We start from the raw sequence: 15,317 nt of genomic DNA, 5'->3' as shown, positions 1-15,317 counted from the left end.
CGGCGGGTTCTGCTCGTCCTGGCCCGCGGGCAGCCCGCAGCGGGGGCAGTCCCACTGGTCCGGCACCTCGGCGTCCATCGAGAAGAACGGCCGCGTGTGGTGGCCGTTGGCGCACCAGTAGTCGACCCGCCTGCGCGGTGCCGACTCGCCCCGCTCCGACTCGCCCATCGGGCCCGCGCCGACGCGCGTGCCTCGGATCGCGTTACCGCCAGTCATGCACTCTCACCCACCAAGCCGCACGGAGGACCGGCCGCACCGGCCGGCCGCTGTTGGTCAACCGCTGCCAGCTCGCCGGACCGTCAACCGATCTTGATCAGCAGCCCGGTACCGATGATGCAGATCACCCAGACCGCGATGACCACGATCGTGATCCGGTCGAGGTTCTTCTCCGCCACGCTGGAACCCGACAGGCTCGACTGCATGCCACCGCCGAAGAGCGAGGAGAGCCCGCCGCCCTTGGCCCGGTGCAGCAGGACCAGCAGCACCAGCAGCACGCTCGTCAGGATCAGGCCGATCTGCAGGATTAGATTCATCACGTCCTCGTTCACACAGCGGTTCGCCACCGAGAGTACCGGTTGGCGTTCGTCCGGTGGACCGCCGTCCGCCTTAGCGCCGGTGTTCCACCGCGGTCGGTGGGTGCACCGCCCCCGCCGACGAGGTCACGCGGCCGGGGCGCTCGCCGGGCCGGCCCGTGCGGACCGGCCGGAGCATCAGGGCAGCGGGCCGCCCGCCGCCATCGCACTGAGCTTGGTGAACTCGTCGCCGTTGAGGCTCGCACCGCCGACGAGCGCGCCGTCCACGTCGGTCTGCGCGATCAGCTCACCGATGTTGCTGGACTTGACCGAGCCGCCGTAGAGCACCCGCACCTCGTCGGCGATCTCCTTGCCGTACTTCTCGGCCAGCGCCGCGCGCAGCGCCGCGCACACCTCCTGCGCGTCGTCGGCGGTGGCGACCTTGCCGGTGCCGATGGCCCACACCGGTTCGTAGGCGACCACGACGGAGCGGACCTGCTCCGCCTTGAGGCCCTTCAGCGCGTTGATCAGCTGGGTGGTGCAGTGCTCGACGTGCCCGCCGGATTCACGGACGTCGAGCTGCTCGCCGACGCAGAGGATCGGCGACATGCCGTTCTTCAGCGTGGCCCGCACCTTGCGGCCGACGACCTCGTCGGTCTCCGCGTGGTACTCGCGGCGCTCGGAGTGCCCGACGACCACGTAGCTGCACCCGAGCTTGGCGAGCATCGGGCCGGACACGTCACCGGTGTAGGCGCCGGAGTCGTGCTCGGAGACGTCCTGCGCGCCGTGCTTGAGCAGCAGCTTGTCGCCGTCGATCAGGGTCTGCACGCTCCGGATGTCGGTGAACGGCGGGATGACCGCCACCTCGACCTTCGCGAAGTACTTCTCGGGCAGCGCGAAGGCGACCTTCTGCACCAGGGCGATCGCTTCCAGGTGGTTCAGGTTCATCTTCCAGTTGCCCGCGATCAGCGGAGTCCTGGCCATGCGGAGTCCTTTCCTGCGGCGGAGCCGCTAGTCACCACGCTCGACGGTTCGGGCGGTCAGGCTTCGCCTTCGAGGACCGCGACACCCGGCAGGTCCTTGCCTTCGAGGAATTCCAGCGAAGCGCCGCCACCGGTGGAGATGTGCGAGAACCCGTCCTCGGGCAGGCCGAGGGTGCGGACCGCGGCCGCGGAGTCGCCGCCACCGACGACGCTGAACGCGTCGGAGTCGACGATGGCCTGCGCGACGCCCCGGGTGCCCGCGGCGAACGCCTCGAACTCGAAGACGCCGGCGGGGCCGTTCCAGAACACGGTGCCCGCGGTGCGCAGGGCGTCGGCGAACAGCTCGACGCTGCGCGGCCCGATGTCCAGGCCCATCCACCCCTCGGGGATGGCGTCGGCCTCGACGACCCGCGTGTTCGCGTCGGCGGCGAACGCGTCGGCGACGACCACGTCGACGGGCAGCACCAGCTTGTCGCCGTGCTCCGCGAGCAGTTCGCGGGTGGCGTCGAGCTGGTCGTTCTGCAGCAGCGACGACCCGACCTGGTGGCCTTGCGCGGCCAGGAAGGTGTAGGCCATGCCGCCGCCGATGAGCAGCTTGTCGACCTTCGGCAGCAGTGCCTCGATCACGCCGAACTTGTCGGAGACCTTGGACCCGCCGAGCACCACCACGTAGGGCCGTCGCGGGTCGCCGACGAGGGTGCGCAGCACGTCCACTTCGGACAGCACCAGTCCGCCCGCGTAGCCCGGCAGCAGCTTCGCCACGTCGTAGACGGAGGCCTGCTTGCGGTGCACCACGCCGAAGCCGTCGGAGACGAACGCCGCGCCGTCGCCGACCAGCTCGGCCAGCTCGCGGGCGAACGCGCCGCGCTCGGCGTCGTCCTTGCTGGTCTCGCGCGGGTCGAACCGCACGTTCTCCAGCAGCGCCACCGAACCGTCGGCCAGCCCCTCCACCACGGAGCGGGCGGAGTCCCCGGTCACGTCACCGGCCACCGCCACCTCGGCGCCCAGCAGCTCACCGAGCCTGCGCGCCACCGGTACCAGCGAGAACTGCGGGTCCGGCTCGCCCTTCGGGCGGCCGAGGTGGGCGGTGACGACGACGCGCGCACCGGCCCCGGTCAGCTTCTCGATCGTCGGCAGCGAGGCCCGCACCCGGCCGTCGTCGGTGATCTCGTCGCCGTCCAGCGGAACGTTGAGGTCGGCGCGCACCAGCACGCGACGCCCCCGAACTCCTTCGGACAGCAGATCGTCGAGGTTCTTCACGTCTGCTCCTCACATGAAAGAGAAGGCCCGCACGAGCACGGCTCATGCGGGACCTTCAACAAGCTTCCGACAGCCCGAACTCGTGAGCCCGCCGCCCGAGCGTCCGCTCCCCGGCCGACCATCGTCCGGTCAGCGGCGAAGCCGCTGAGCAGCGACCACGCACGCAGCCGGACCACCCGCGGGTTCTCAGGTGGCCTCTCGCGAGGACGGCTTTTTCCCTCGTGGCGGAGCCACTTGGGAAAAAGATCCCGCAGCGAGAGGACACCTGAGGTTCCGCTACCCGAGCTCAGAGCAGAACGAGCCCGTCAGGACAGCTTAGAACCGATCAAGGCGGAAAGGTCGGCGAGGCGGTTGGAGTAGCCCCACTCGTTGTCGTACCACCCGACGATCTTGACCTGGTCGCCGATGACCTTGGTCAGCGGCGCGTCGAAGACCGTGGAGGCCGGGTCGGTCACGATGTCGCTGGAGACGATCGGGTCCTCGCTGTAGCGCAGCACGCCCTTGAGCTTGCCCTCGCCGGCGGCGGCGCGGAACGCGGCGTTGACCTCTTCGACGGAGGTCTCCTTGCCCACGGTCGCGGTGAGGTCGGTGACCGAACCGGTCGGCACCGGCACGCGCATCGCGTAGCCGTCGAGCTTGCCGTTGAGCTCCGGCAGCACCAGGCCGATGGCCTTGGCCGCACCGGTGCTGGTCGGCACCACGTTGATCGCGGCACCCCGGGCGCGGCGCAGGTCCTTGTGCGGGCCGTCCTGCAGGTTCTGGTCCGCGGTGTAGGCGTGCACCGTGGTCATCAGACCGCGCTGGATGCCGAACGTGTCGTCGAGCACCTTGACCATGGGGGCCAGGCAGTTCGTGGTGCAGGACGCGTTCGAGATGATCGTCTGCGAGCCGTCGTACTTGTCGTCGTTGACGCCCAGCACCACGGTCAGGTCCTCGCCCTTGGCGGGCGCGGAGATGACGACCTTCTTGGCGCCGCCCTCGTCGACGTGCTTGCGGGCGTCCGCGGCGTTGGTGAAGAAGCCGGTGGACTCGACGACCACGTCCACGCCCAGGTCGCCCCAGGGCAGCTTGCCCGGGTCGCGCTCGGCCAGGATCTTGATCTGCTTGCCGCCCACCTCGATGCCCTCGTCGGTGACCTTGACGTCCTGCTCGAGGCGCCCGAGGACGCTGTCGTACTTGAGCAGGTGGGCCATCGTCGCGACATCGCCCAGGTCGTTGGCGGCCACGATCTCGATGTCGTGGTCGCTGGCGGTCGCGGCCCGCCAGAAGTTCCGCCCGATGCGGCCGAAGCCGTTGATCCCTACGCGAACGGTCACGCCTATCTCCTCGTGACTGACCCTGCCGCCTCGACGCGACGGGTGAGCGGTTGATGGACTCCTCAGCACCCTATCTGTCCGCGCCAACTGCGCAGACGACCGGGCGCGCGCCTTCCGGAACAATCATGGCGCAGCTCGCCCCGGCGCGACCGATGATCACCCGCTCGTGCCGCGATGTCTGCCTTTCGGGTGCCCCTACGTGCTGCATCCGCCGGTTGACCGCCGTGAGAGCGCTCTCAAGAATGTGCTGGTCGGTCGTGATCGACGTCTCTGCACCGGTACCGCCTCCGCGGCGGGGCCGGGCGGAGCGCGGTGGCCGGCGAGGCCCGGCGCCCGGCCGGGCCCGACCCGAGGGAGGACTGCGCGATGGCGCTGCCCGGAAGATCACGGAACCGGACGACGACGGGGACGGCTCCGCGCGGGCGCGGCCGGCTGGCCGCGGCCGCGCTCGCCGCGGGGATCGGCCTGACCGGTCTGGTCACCGCCCCGGCCGGGGCCGACGTCCCGCCGCCGGACGAGGGCTGGACGCTGACCTTCGGCGACGACTTCACCGGCGCGGCGGGTGCCGCCCCCGGCGACGACTGGCAGGTCGACACCGGCCGCGGCTACCCGGGCGGACCGGACGGCTGGGGCACCGGCGAGGTGCAGACCTACACCGCCGATCCGGAGAACCTGCAGCAGGACGGCGACGGCAACCTGGCGATCACCCCGCGCCGGGACGAGTCCGGGGCCTGGACCTCGTCGCGGATCGAGACGCGGCGCGGCGACTTCAAGGCCGCCGAGGGCGGCGTGCTGCGCATCGAGGGCCGCATCCGGATGCCGGACGTGGCCGCGGACGGGGCGCTGGGCTACTGGCCCGCGTTCTGGGCGCTGGGCTCGCCGTACCGCGAGGACCTGTGGAGCTGGCCCACCATCGGCGAGTTCGACATCATGGAGAACGTCAACGCCGAGAACCGCGTGTACGGCGTGCTGCACTGCGACGTCTCCCCCGGCGGTTCCTGCGACGAGACCGACGGCCTGGCCGCGAGCCGGGAGTGCCCGGACAGCACCTGCCAGGAGGCGTTCCACACCTACCGGTTCGAGTGGGACCGCAGCGGCGAGGTCGAGGAGCTGCGCTGGTACGTGGACGGGCAGCAGTACCACTCGGTGCGCGAGTCCGATGTGGACGCCGCGGCGTGGCGGAGCATGACCGAGCACGACGGGTACTTCGTGCTGCTCAACGTCGCGGTCGGCGGCCAGTTCCCGGACAAGAACTCCGGGATCACCACGCCGACCGACGCGACGGAGCCGGGGCACCCGATGCTCGTCGACTACATCGCCGTCTACAACCGGTGATCCGCGCGGCCGTCACACCTCGGCTTCGAGCAGTTCCGAGGTGACCGCGGATTCGGTGTCGGGGAGGTTGAGCTCCCGGGCCCGCTTGTCGGCCATCGCCAGCAGGCGGCGGATCCGGCCGGCCACCGCGTCCTTGGTCATCGGCGGGTCGGCGAGCTGGCCGAGCTCCTCCAGCGACGCCTGCCGGTGCGCGAGCCGCAGCCGCCCGGCCACCAGCAGGTGGTCCGGCGCGGTGGGGCCGAGCAGGTCCAGCGCGCGCTGCACGCGGGCGGCCGCGGCGACCGCGGCGCGGGCCGAGCGGCGCAGGTTCGCGTCGTCGAAGTTCGCCAGCCGGTTCGCGGTGGCCCGCACCTCCCGGCGCATCCGGCGCTCCTCCCAGGACAGCACGCTGGAGTGCGCGCCGAGCTTGGTCAGCAGCGCGCCGATGGCGTCGCCGTCGCGGACCACGACGCGGTCGGCGCCGCGGACCTCGCGGGACTTGGCCTGCACGCCGAGCCGCCGGGCCGCGCCGACCAGGGCGAGCGCCGCCTCCGGTCCCGGGCAGGTGACCTCCAGCGCGGAGGACCGGCCGGGTTCGGTGAGCGAGCCGTGCGCGAGGAAAGCTCCGCGCCAGGCCGATTCGGAATCGCAGGAGCCGCCGGAGACGACGTGCGCGGGCAGCCCGCGCACCGGACGTCCGCGGGGGTCCAGCAGCCCGGTCTGGCGGGCGAGGCTCTCGCCGTCCTTGACGACGCGCACCACGTAGCGGGTGCCCTTGCGCAGGCCACCGGACGTGATCATGTGCACGTCGGAGGTGTGCCCGAACAGCTCGTGCACCTCCTTGCGCAGCCTGCGCGCCGAGGAACCGCTGTCCAGCTCGGCTTCCACCACGACCCGGCCGCCGACGATGTGCAGCCCGCCCGCGAACCGCAGCAGTGAGGAGACCTCGGATCTGCGGCAGCAGGTCTTGGTCACCGGCAACCGGCTCAGTTCGTCTTTGACCGCCGCGGTCATCGCCACCGGTCACTCCTCCTCTCCAACGCGGCCGCCAGGCTCGCCGCGAGCGCCTCCGGGTCGTGCCTGCCCGGCGCGGCGGGCGAGGCGACAGTGTCGAGCAGAGTTTGCGCACCCAGCCCGGTCGCCGCAGCACGAAGCCGATCAGGTGTCGGCACCGATCCGGCGTCCGCGAGGACGGCGTCCACGGACAACCGCGGTGCGTGCTGCGAGAGTACGTCGAGATGTTGCTCCGGGGAGAAACCCGCCGTTTCGCCCGGTTGTGGGACGAGGTTGAGCACCACCACGCGCCGCGCGCTCGTGGACACCAGCGCCTCGTGCAGCTCCGGGACCAGCAGGTGCGGCAGCACGCTGGTGAACCAGGATCCGGGGCCGAGCAGCACCACGTCCGCGTCCAGCACCGCGCGCACCGCGTGCGGGCAGGCCTGCGGGGTGCGCTGCTCGCCGTTCGCCGCGGTGAGCCGGACCTTCTTCACCCGGCCCGGTGTGCTGGCGATCGCGACCTGGCCGCGGATGGTGCGCACCGCGTCCGGGTCCGCGTCCAGGCCCACCACCTCGGCCTCCATGTCGAGCGGCTCGCCGGACATCGGCAGCACCCGGCCGCGAGCGCCGACCAGCCGGCAGGCCTCGTCGAGCACCGCGACCGGGTCGCCGACCACGTCGAGCAGCCCGGCCAGCAGCAGGTTCCCGACGGCGTGCCCGGCCAGCGCCCCGTTGCCGCCGAAGCGGTGTTGGAACACCTGCGCCCAGCGCTGCCCGTTCTCGTCCGGCGAAGCCAGCGCGGCCAACGCCTTGCGCAGGTCGCCGGGCGGCAGCATCCCGAGTTCGCGGCGCAACCGCCCGGAGGAACCGCCGTCGTCGGCGACGGTGACCACGGCGGTGACGTCCGGGGTGAGCCGGGTCAGCGCGGCGAGGGTGACCTGCAGGCCGTGCCCGCCGCCGAGCGCGACCGCGCGCAGCGGGCGCTCGGCGGGGTCGTGCGGTGGTGCGGCCGAGCTCACTCGCGCCCCAGGTCCCGGTGGACGGTCTTGACCATCATCCCTTCGTCGTCGGCGAGCCTGCGGGCCATCTCCTCGACGAGGGCGACGCTGCGGTGCTTGCCGCCGGTGCAGCCCAGCGCCAGCGTCAGGTACCGCTTGCCCTCCCGGTGGTAGCCGGCGCCGACCAGCCGCAGCAGGCCCTGGTAGCTCTCCAGGAACTCCTCGGCACCTTCCTGCCCGAGCACGTAGTTGCGGACCTCCTCGTCGAGGCCGTTGAACTCGCGCAGCTCCGGGATCCAGAACGGGTTCGGCAGGAACCGGCAGTCCATCACCAGGTCCGCGTCCATCGGCAGCCCGTACTTGTAGCCGAAGGACAGCACGGTGACCCGGGTGCGGGTCTCGGCCTCGGTGCCGAACGCGTCCTCGATCTTGGTGCGCAGCTGGTGCACGGACAGCCCGGTGGTGTCCACGACCAGGTCGGCCTCGGAGCGCAGCCGGGACAGCAGCGCGCGCTCGTTGGCGATGCCGTCGGCGAGCCGCCCCTCGCCCTGCAGCGGGTGGCCGCGGCGCACCTGCTCGAAGCGGCGGATCAGCACCTCGTCGGTGGCCTCCAGGAACAGCACCTTCGGCTTGTAGCCGCGGGCGTCCAGGTCCTTGATGACCGAGCCGAGGTCCTCGGTGAACGCGCGGCTGCGCACGTCCATCACGACCGCGACGCGGGTGATCGCGCCGCTGGAACGCGCCCCCAGCTCCACCATCGTCGCGATCAGTTCGGGGGGCAGGTTGTCCACGACGAACCAGCCCAGGTCCTCCAGGCATTTGGCGGCGGTGCTGCGCCCGGCGCCGGAAAGGCCGCTGACGACGGCGACCTCGATGCCCGACTTCTCCTCGCTCACTGATTCTCCCCTTCAGTGCTGGTGTCTCCCCCGCCTGCCCCGGCCGCCTCGGCGGCCAGGGCCGCGCACACGGTCTCGGCGGTACGCCTGCCGAAGCCGGGTACCGCCATGATGTCCTCGATCCTCGCCTGCTTGAGCTTGCGCACCGAACCGAAGTGCTTCAGCAGGGCGGTCTTCCGGGCTTCCCCAAGCCCGGGGACGGAATCGAGCACGGACCGGCTGAGCCGCTTGGAGCGCTTCTGCCGGTGGTAGGTGATCGCGAACCGGTGCGCTTCGTCGCGCACCCGTTGCAACAGGTACAGCGCCTCGCTGGTGCGGGGCAGGATGACCGGGTCGGGCTCGTTGGGCAGCCACACCTCTTCGAGGCGCTTGGCGAGGCCGATCACGGCGACGTCGGTGACGCCGAGTTCGGTGAGCGCGTCTGCCGCGGCGTTGGCCTGCGGCGCGCCGCCGTCGATGACGAGCAGGTTCGGCGGGTAGGCGAACTTGCGGGGGCGGCCGGTCTCCGGGTCGATGCCGGGGGCCGGACCGTCGAGGTCGGCGACCTCGCCGGAGGCGGCGCGGACGTCCACTTCGGACTCGCTGGTGGGCCGCCCGGCGTCCTGGTCCGGTGCGCCGGACTGCCCGGCGGCGGAACCCGGTGTGCCGGAACCCGCCACGTCGGGTTCTGCTGTGCCGGACGCTCCCGCGTCGGCCTCCCCCGCACCGAGCTGCCCGGTGCCGGTCTCCGCGGCACCGGTCTCCTTGAGGTAGCGGGCGAACCGGCGGCGCACCACCTCGTCGATGGAGCCCACGTCGCCGCCCTCGGCGCCTTCGCGCACCGAGAACCGGCGGTACTCCGACTTGCGCGGCACCCCGTCCTCGAACACCACCAGCGAGGCCACCACGTCGCTGCCCTGCACGTGGCTGACGTCCACGCATTCGATGCGCAGCGGCGCGGTGTCCAGCTCCAGCGCCTCCTGCAGCTCCTGCAGCGCCGCCGAGCGGGCGGTGAGGTCACCGGCGCGGCGCAGCTTGTACTGGGTGAACGCCTCCTTGGCGTTGCGCTCCACGGTCTCCATCAAGGTCCGCTTGTCGCCGCGCTGCGGCACCCGCAGGTCCACGCGGCTGCCGCGCAGCTCGCCGAGCCACTGCCCCAGTGCTTCGGCGTCCTCGGGGACCTCCGGCACCAGCACCTCGCGCGGGACCGGGGTGCCGCCCGCGTCGGCCTGGTCGGCCAACGCCGCCTGCTCCCCGTAGAACTGGGTGAGGAACCGGCCGGTGAGCTCGGCGAGCTCGGTCTCGGCCTCCAGGTCGATGACCCAGCCGCGCTGGCCGCGCACCCGGCCGCCGCGGATGTGGAAGACCTGCACCGCGGCGGCGAGCTCGTCCTTGGCGAAGGCGATCACGTCGGCGTCGGTGCCGTCGCCGAGCACCACCGCCTGCTTCTCCATGGCGCGGCGCAGCGCTTCCAGGTCATCGCGCAGCCGGGCGGCCCGCTCGAACTCCAGCTCGGCGGACGCCTCCTTCATCTCGCGGTCCAGCTTGCGCATCAGGGTGTCGGTGCGGCCGCTGAGGAAGTCGCAGAAGTCGTCCACGATGGCCCGGTGCTCGTCGGCGTCGACCCGGCCCACGCACGGCGCCGAGCACTTGCCGATGTAGCCGAGCAGGCAGGGCCGCCCGATCTGCCCGTGCCGCTTGAACACCCCGCTGGAGCAGGTGCGGGCCGGGAACACGCGCAGCAGCGTGTCCAGCGTCTCCCGGATCGCCCACGCGTGCGCGTACGGGCCGAAGTAGCGCACGCCCTTGCGGCGCGGGCCGCGGTAGACGTGCAGCCGCGGGTACTCCTCGTGCAGGGTCACCGCCAGCACCGGGTAGGACTTGTCGTCCCGGTAGCGCACGTTGAACCGAGGGTCGTACTCCTTGATCCAGGAGTACTCCAGCTGCAGCGCCTCCACCTCGGTGCCGACGACGGTCCAGCGCACGCCGGTGGCGGTGGTGACCATCCGCCGGGTGCGCGGGTGCAGCCCGGAGAGGTCCGCGAAGTAGTTCGCCAGCCTGCTGCGCAGGCTCTTCGCCTTCCCGACGTAGATGATCCGCCCCTCGGCGTCGTGGAAGCGGTACACGCCGGGGGCGTCCGGAACGGTTCCGGGCGCTGGGCGGTACGTCGACGGGTCGGCCACGGCTCCACCCTACGTGCGCGGCCGACACTCCCCGTCACGGCATCGGGGCCCGCTCGGGGACCTTCGCCCCTGGGTGGTGCCGCCGTCACGCGATGTCCTGGGAGGCCCGCCGGGTCGGCCCGGCGGAGCGCGCGAGGACGAGGAGTTGATCAACGATGGCGCAGGTCGGGCACGGCGGCGCGCACGCCGTGCGCCGCACCGGCGGTGCCCGGGCGCGGGGGCCGGTGCGGTTCGCCGGGATCATGCTGGTGCTGGTGGGCGCGTTCCACGTGGCCGTGGCCGTGGCGACGGTCGCGGCGGACCTGTTCCTGGTGGTGCTGGGCAGCTACGTGTTCGGCTACGACGTGGCGACGTGGGGCTGGCTGCACCTGGTGCTGGGCGTGCTGGTGGCGGTCGCGGGGACCGGGCTGCTGACCGCCGGCCGCCGGTCCCGTCCGGCGCCCCCGGCCCTGGCGGTGCTCAGCGCGGTGGCGGGGTTCCTGTTCGTCCCGTACCAGCCGCTGTGGTCGCTGCTGATCATCGCGGGCGACGTGGCGGTGCTGTGGGCGCTGACCGCGAACCGCCCGGCCGACTCGCCCTGACCGGCCCCGCCCGCGGCGGGACCGGCGGGGAGCTCACAGCGGGTGCGGCAACCTGTCGTGCACCGGCAGCAGGCCGAAGGGCTTCGACGGCAGGGTCTGGTACCAGTAGGCGACCGAGGAGATGTCGTCGGAGCGCTTGTTGGCGTGCCCGTGCTCGATGCTCACCTCGATCGACGAGTCGAAGGTGATCGGGTCCTCCACGTGGAACCGGTAGTAGGACACCTGCCCGCTCCAGTTCCGCCCGCCCGGCAGCGTGAGTCCGTGGTAGGGCGCGTGGTACGGCTGGCTGGGACACCAGGCGGTGTTGAAGTAGTCCTCGGTGCCGGTGCCGTGCAGCCGCGGCGGCCACGGCTCACCGTCGATGAAGATCATGTCGTCGCCTTCGCCGTACCAGTTCCAGTCGGTGGTGGAACGCAGGTTGTGCACGTTGAGCACCGATCCGACGTAGTGCCCGCGGCCCTCGGCCCGCAGGATCACGTAGTTGCCCGCCCCGTCGAGGTTGGTGCCGCCGAACAGGAACTCGTCGTTGCTCTGGTCGCCCTGCTCGACGCCGTCGGTGGGGTCCTCGCGGCGCCACTGCGCGTGGAAGTAGCCGAGATCGGGGTCGGCCTGCTGGTACTGCTCGTAGTCGACGTAGTAGTAGAAGATCACCGTTTTGAGGCTGAGCTCGCTGATCAGCTCGAACCGGGCGCCTTCGGCGAAGGGCATGGCGAACCAGCAGTTGAAGCCCTTGCCGTCCTGCGGGCTCATCTGCAGCGGCGCGGACACGAAGTTCTCGGTGCGCCCGTGGCCGATGCCGAAGAAGTCGCCGAGCGGTACCAGCACGCTCGGGTGCGAGGCGTCGTCCCAGGTGATCTTGAGGACGAGCCTGCGCAGGTAGTCGCCCTCCACCTCGGGCCGGTGCGGCCCGTCCTCGACGGCGACCGTGCACCAGATGTGGGTCACCGCACCGGGTCCGGTGAGCCGCGCCAGCTCGCGGCTCTCCCCCGGCGCGAGCCGGATGTTGTCGGTGTTGCCGCCGGTCCGATCCCAGCTGGAGACGCGGCCCCGCCTGGACTGCCGCAGCCTCGGCAGGTCCCGCAGGCTGCTCCCGAACGTCCCGTAACCGGACATGCGCCCCTCCCAGTTCGCGTGCTGGACCGGTGATCCCGCCCCCGGAGAGTCAACGTTCCGGGACCCGTTCGTGTCGAGATCATTCATCCGATCGGCATTTCCCAAGATCACCATTTCCGGTGAGCCCGGGCACCGCGGGGAGGGGCGGTCGACCTCAGCGGTTCGGCGGCCGGTAGTGCTCGATGCGGCGGAGCACGCCGCGGATGCGGGCGCCGTGCACCGGCGACAGCGCGTAGCCCGGGTAGCTGGCGAACCAGCTGGCGCTGCCCATGCTCACCGCGTCCGCCCCGGCCCAGAAGTACTCGCGGCAGTCGTCGAAGCTGCGGATGCCACCGGTACCGATGATCGGCAGCTTCACCCCGGCGTCGCGCAGCTCCTTCACCACGCGCAGCCCGATCGGCTTGATGGCCCGCCCGGACAGCCCGCCGAACCCGTTCTTCAGCAGCGGCTGCCCGGTGTTCGGGTCCAGCCGCAGGCCCTTCACCGTGTTGATCGCGGTCAGCGCGGACACCCCGTGCCGGGCGGCCAGCTTCGCGTGCGCGATGTAGTCGTAGTCCGAGGACAGCTTGAGGATCACCGGGTGGTCGCTGCGCGGCACCGCCTGCGCCAGCACCTGCTCGATGATCGCGTTGAAGTCGAAGTTGACGTTGTGGCAGGAGACGTTGAACTCGACCGCCGCGATGTCGCCGGCGGGCACCGCCGCGTTGACCTTCTCCACCAGGGTGACGAACTCCTCGGGGGAGAACCCGCCGACCGAGATGATCGTGTTCTGCGAGCGGGTGCGCGGGTAGTAGTCGCGCAGGTAGGCGTCGATGCCGACGTTGCACCAGCCGAACGCGTTCATCCAGCCGCCGTCGACCTGGCGCAGCGCCTGCCCGTAGCGCTTGAGCAGCGCCGGGACCTCGTGCAGCGGCCACACGTCCTGGGTGGTGAAGTGGCCCTCGCGCGGCTCCACGGTGACGGTGCGGGTGGTGACGGCGCCGAAGCGCTCCAGCGGGACGAACATCGAGATCGGGCTCATGCCGTAGGGCACCAGCTTGGAGTTCGCGACGCCGTAGCCCAGCAGGCTCGACGCGGTGACCAGCCGGTTGCGCAGGTGGATGTCACCGATCCGGACGGCGGGCGCGCGGGGCTCGTCCCGCACCAGCCGAAGATTTCGCTCCTGGGCCACGCTCACGGTCTCCTCCTCCATCGCCGCCCGGCCGCACCGGTGCCCCCCGCTCGGCGGCCGCGCCGGAGCCGGGTCCCGGCGCGCGTGCCGGGATCCCCGGCTCTCGACGCCTGCGCCATTGTCCCTCACCCGTTCGCCCCCTTCACAGGCACGGTGCCGCGATGATCGGTTGAACTCGCGCAGACCGGACGAGCCGGTCTCGGCACCGCCCGGGTGGAATGGGCGGCGGACCGGGAATCCCCCGGGCCGGACCCGACTCCGAGCGAGAGGACAGCGGTGCCCGAGACGACACCGGCCGAGCCCGGCGCGGCCGCGCGGCGCGCGCGGTGGGCGGTGACCGCCTACTTCGTGGTGAGCGGATTCGCGCTGGCCACCTGGACGGCGCGGATCCCGACGATCAAGCAGGACCTGGGCCTCGACGACGGCGGGGTGACGCTGGCGCTGTTCGCGGTCGCCGCCGGATCGGTGCTGGCCATGCAGGTCTGCGGTCACCTCACCGACCGGTTCGGCAGCGCGCGGGTGGTGCCGCCCGCAGGGGCGCTGGTCGCGCTGTCCGGGCTGGCACCCGGCCTGGCGGACGGGCTGGGGACGCTGGTCGCGGGGCTGGTGGTGTTCGGGGCGGCGCACGGGACGATCGACGTGGCGATGAACTCGCACGCGGTGCGGGTGGAGCAGCGCTACCGGCGGCCGATCATGAGCACCTTCCACGCCACGTTCAGCCTCGGCGGGCTGCTCGGCGCCGGTTCCGGGGCGCTGGCCGCGCACCTCGGGATGAGCCCCGCCGCGCACTTCGCGCTGACCGGGGCGGCGCTGCTGGCGCTGTCCCTGCTGGCCCGGCCCGCGCTGCTGCCGCCGGAGCCCGCGCCGCCCGCCGCGGACGGGCCGCGGGTCCGCGGGTTCCCGATGGCGATCGTGTTCCTCGGCGCGCTCGGGTTCTTCTGCTCCGTCGGCGAAGGGTCGATGGCCGACTGGTCCTCGGTGTACCTGCACGACGAGCTCGGCACCGGAACCGGGTTCGCGGCGCTGGGCTACGCCGTGTTCTCCGCCACGATGGGGCTGTTCCGGTTCCTCGGCGACGGGCTGGTGCGGCGGTTCGGACCGGTGCCGCTGGTCCGGGTGTGCGGGGTCGTCGCGGGCAGCGGGCTCGGGGTGGCGCTGCTGCTGCACCACCCGGTGGCGGCGCTGGGCGGGTTCGCGCTGTTCGGCGTCGGGCTGTCCTGCATCGTGCCGCAGATCTTCAGCGCCGCCGGGCACCGGGACCCGGCGCGCAGCGGGCGGGACCTGGCGCAGGTCAGCACCCTGTCCTACGGCGGGCTGCTGGCCGGGCCGGTGTTCATCGGGCTGCTCGCGCAGGGCTTCGGGCTGTCGGTGGGGCTGGCGGTGCCCGCCGCGCTGGCGCTGCTGGTGGCGGTCGCGGCGGGCGCGGTGCGCCCCGAGCCCGCGACGGCCGCGGCGCCCGGACGGGCGTGATCAGCCACTGCGGGTAACGGCGTAGCCTCCGGAACGCTTGATCGGGTGCCTCGGTGGTGGAGATCGCGATTGATCGACGCCACTGCGGGGAACCCGGTCGATGAGCGTGTGCGCAGCGCGCCGCAGACCGGCGCGCGAATCGGAAGGAGGACACCGTGGGCATCCTCAGCTGGATCATCTTCGGCCTGATCGCGGGTGCGATCGCGAAGTTCATCCTGCCCGGCAGGGACCCGGGCGGCATCATCGTGACGATCTTGATCGGCGTCGTCGGCGGGCTGCTCGGCGGCTGGATCAGCAGCCAGTTCGGCGGCCAGGGCGTCACCGGCTTCAGCGTCATGAGCTTCGTGTGGGCCGTGATCGGCTCGCTCATCCTGCTGATCGCCTACCGGTTGGTCTTCAACCGGTCGCGTTCCTGACACAGGGGCTCGACGAACGGGGGGGGGGGGGGGGGGGGGCCCCGCGCCCCCCCCGGGGGGGGCGGCCCCCCCCCCCCCCCCCGCCGCCCCCCCCCCCCCCGCGGGGGGGGGGCGCCCGGCCCCCCCGGG

General features: G+C 72.2%; 15 protein-coding genes. 4 read left to right on the top strand and 11 right to left on the bottom strand.

Annotated features, from left to right (window positions below):
* From LCD35_RS26985 to gap, 5 genes are all read right to left on the bottom strand, one after another.
* The coding region (locus LCD35_RS26985) for an RNA polymerase-binding protein RbpA (RefSeq protein ID WP_225045159.1) at positions 1-216 on the bottom strand (216 nt) is incomplete at its 3' end.
* Positions 217-299: 83 nt separating this feature from the next.
* Positions 300-533: a preprotein translocase subunit SecG gene (gene secG, locus LCD35_RS26980; RefSeq protein ID WP_224957705.1), complete on the bottom strand. Its 234-nt coding sequence runs from the start codon at positions 531-533 to the stop codon at positions 300-302.
* A gap of 177 nt (positions 534-710) precedes the next feature.
* Positions 711-1,496, bottom strand: a complete 786-nt coding sequence (gene tpiA, locus LCD35_RS26975) for a triose-phosphate isomerase (protein ID WP_224957706.1) — start codon at positions 1,494-1,496, stop codon at positions 711-713.
* A gap of 56 nt (positions 1,497-1,552) precedes the next feature.
* Positions 1,553-2,755, bottom strand: a complete 1,203-nt coding sequence (gene pgk / locus LCD35_RS26970) for a phosphoglycerate kinase (protein WP_224957707.1) — start codon at positions 2,753-2,755, stop codon at positions 1,553-1,555.
* Between the two features lie 305 nt (positions 2,756-3,060).
* Positions 3,061-4,071 (bottom strand): type I glyceraldehyde-3-phosphate dehydrogenase, encoded by a 1,011-nt coding sequence (gene gap / locus LCD35_RS26965; RefSeq protein WP_224957708.1) that lies wholly within the window; start codon positions 4,069-4,071, stop codon positions 3,061-3,063.
* A gap of 366 nt (positions 4,072-4,437) precedes the next feature.
* On the opposite strand from gap, the gene LCD35_RS26960 reads away from it, so the two are divergent.
* Positions 4,438-5,406: a glycoside hydrolase family 16 protein gene (locus tag LCD35_RS26960; protein WP_224967586.1), complete on the top strand. Its 969-nt coding sequence runs from the start codon at positions 4,438-4,440 to the stop codon at positions 5,404-5,406.
* 12 nt (positions 5,407-5,418) lie between these two features.
* Here the strand turns inward: LCD35_RS26960 and whiA are convergent, their stop codons facing one another.
* The 4 genes from whiA to uvrC are packed head-to-tail and all read right to left on the bottom strand — an operon-like array spanning position 5,419 to position 10,437.
* Entirely contained in the window at positions 5,419-6,405 is a 987-nt protein-coding gene (gene whiA, locus LCD35_RS26955; protein WP_224957711.1) for a DNA-binding protein WhiA, read from the bottom strand.
* Entirely contained in the window at positions 6,396-7,358 is a 963-nt protein-coding gene (gene yvcK, locus LCD35_RS26950; RefSeq protein ID WP_224957727.1) for a uridine diphosphate-N-acetylglucosamine-binding protein YvcK, read from the bottom strand. Before yvcK ends, whiA begins: the two co-directional genes overlap by 10 nt.
* Positions 7,359-7,396: 38 nt before the next feature.
* Positions 7,397-8,275, bottom strand: coding sequence for an RNase adapter RapZ (gene rapZ, locus LCD35_RS26945; protein WP_184478207.1), 879 nt, complete (start codon positions 8,273-8,275; stop codon positions 7,397-7,399).
* Positions 8,272-10,437, bottom strand: a complete 2,166-nt coding sequence (gene uvrC / locus LCD35_RS26940) for an excinuclease ABC subunit UvrC (protein ID WP_224957712.1) — start codon at positions 10,435-10,437, stop codon at positions 8,272-8,274. Before uvrC ends, rapZ begins: the two co-directional genes overlap by 4 nt.
* 155 nt (positions 10,438-10,592) lie before the next feature.
* Here uvrC and LCD35_RS26935 point away from each other — a divergent pair, with 155 nt between their 5' ends.
* On the top strand, positions 10,593-11,018 hold the full coding sequence (locus LCD35_RS26935; RefSeq protein ID WP_224978373.1) for a hypothetical protein: 426 nt from the start codon (positions 10,593-10,595) through the stop codon (positions 11,016-11,018).
* A gap of 33 nt (positions 11,019-11,051) precedes the next feature.
* On the opposite strand, the gene LCD35_RS26930 is transcribed toward LCD35_RS26935, so the two are convergent.
* A complete protein-coding gene (locus LCD35_RS26930) occupies positions 11,052-12,131 on the bottom strand; it encodes a glycoside hydrolase family 172 protein (RefSeq protein WP_224957714.1) in 1,080 nt (359 codons plus the stop codon).
* 154 nt (positions 12,132-12,285) lie between these two features.
* Complete coding sequence (locus LCD35_RS26925; RefSeq protein ID WP_224957715.1) at positions 12,286-13,308, bottom strand: dihydroorotate dehydrogenase; 1,023 nt, start codon at positions 13,306-13,308, stop codon at positions 12,286-12,288.
* A gap of 270 nt (positions 13,309-13,578) precedes the next feature.
* Between LCD35_RS26925 and LCD35_RS26920 the strand changes: the two genes are divergently transcribed.
* The gene (locus LCD35_RS26920; protein WP_224957716.1) at positions 13,579-14,772 is read left to right on the top strand and encodes an MFS transporter; all 1,194 of its coding nucleotides are present in this window, start codon (positions 13,579-13,581) and stop codon (positions 14,770-14,772) included.
* Between the two features lie 155 nt (positions 14,773-14,927).
* The gene (locus LCD35_RS26915; protein ID WP_224957717.1) at positions 14,928-15,188 is read left to right on the top strand and encodes a GlsB/YeaQ/YmgE family stress response membrane protein; all 261 of its coding nucleotides are present in this window, start codon (positions 14,928-14,930) and stop codon (positions 15,186-15,188) included.
* The last annotated feature ends 129 nt before the right edge of the window (positions 15,189-15,317 follow it).

Source organism: Saccharopolyspora sp. 6V (genome assembly GCF_020176785.1).
In the GTDB taxonomy this organism is placed as follows: domain Bacteria; phylum Actinomycetota; class Actinomycetes; order Mycobacteriales; family Pseudonocardiaceae; genus Saccharopolyspora_C; species Saccharopolyspora_C gregorii.
Note: the sequence above shows the minus strand (reverse complement) of the source record. Positions and strands in the feature narration are given on the sequence as shown.

Coding starts and splice junctions, on each gene's coding strand:
- LCD35_RS26935 (WP_224978373.1), top strand. CDS start 10,593: ATGGCGCAGGTCGGGCACGGCGGCGCGCACGCCGTGCGCCGCACCGGC.
- tpiA (WP_224957706.1), bottom strand. CDS start 1,496: ATGGCCAGGACTCCGCTGATCGCGGGCAACTGGAAGATGAACCTGAAC.
- LCD35_RS26960 (WP_224967586.1), top strand. CDS start 4,438: ATGGCGCTGCCCGGAAGATCACGGAACCGGACGACGACGGGGACGGCT.
- LCD35_RS26930 (WP_224957714.1), bottom strand. CDS start 12,131: ATGTCCGGTTACGGGACGTTCGGGAGCAGCCTGCGGGACCTGCCGAGG.
- secG (WP_224957705.1), bottom strand. CDS start 533: ATGAATCTAATCCTGCAGATCGGCCTGATCCTGACGAGCGTGCTGCTG.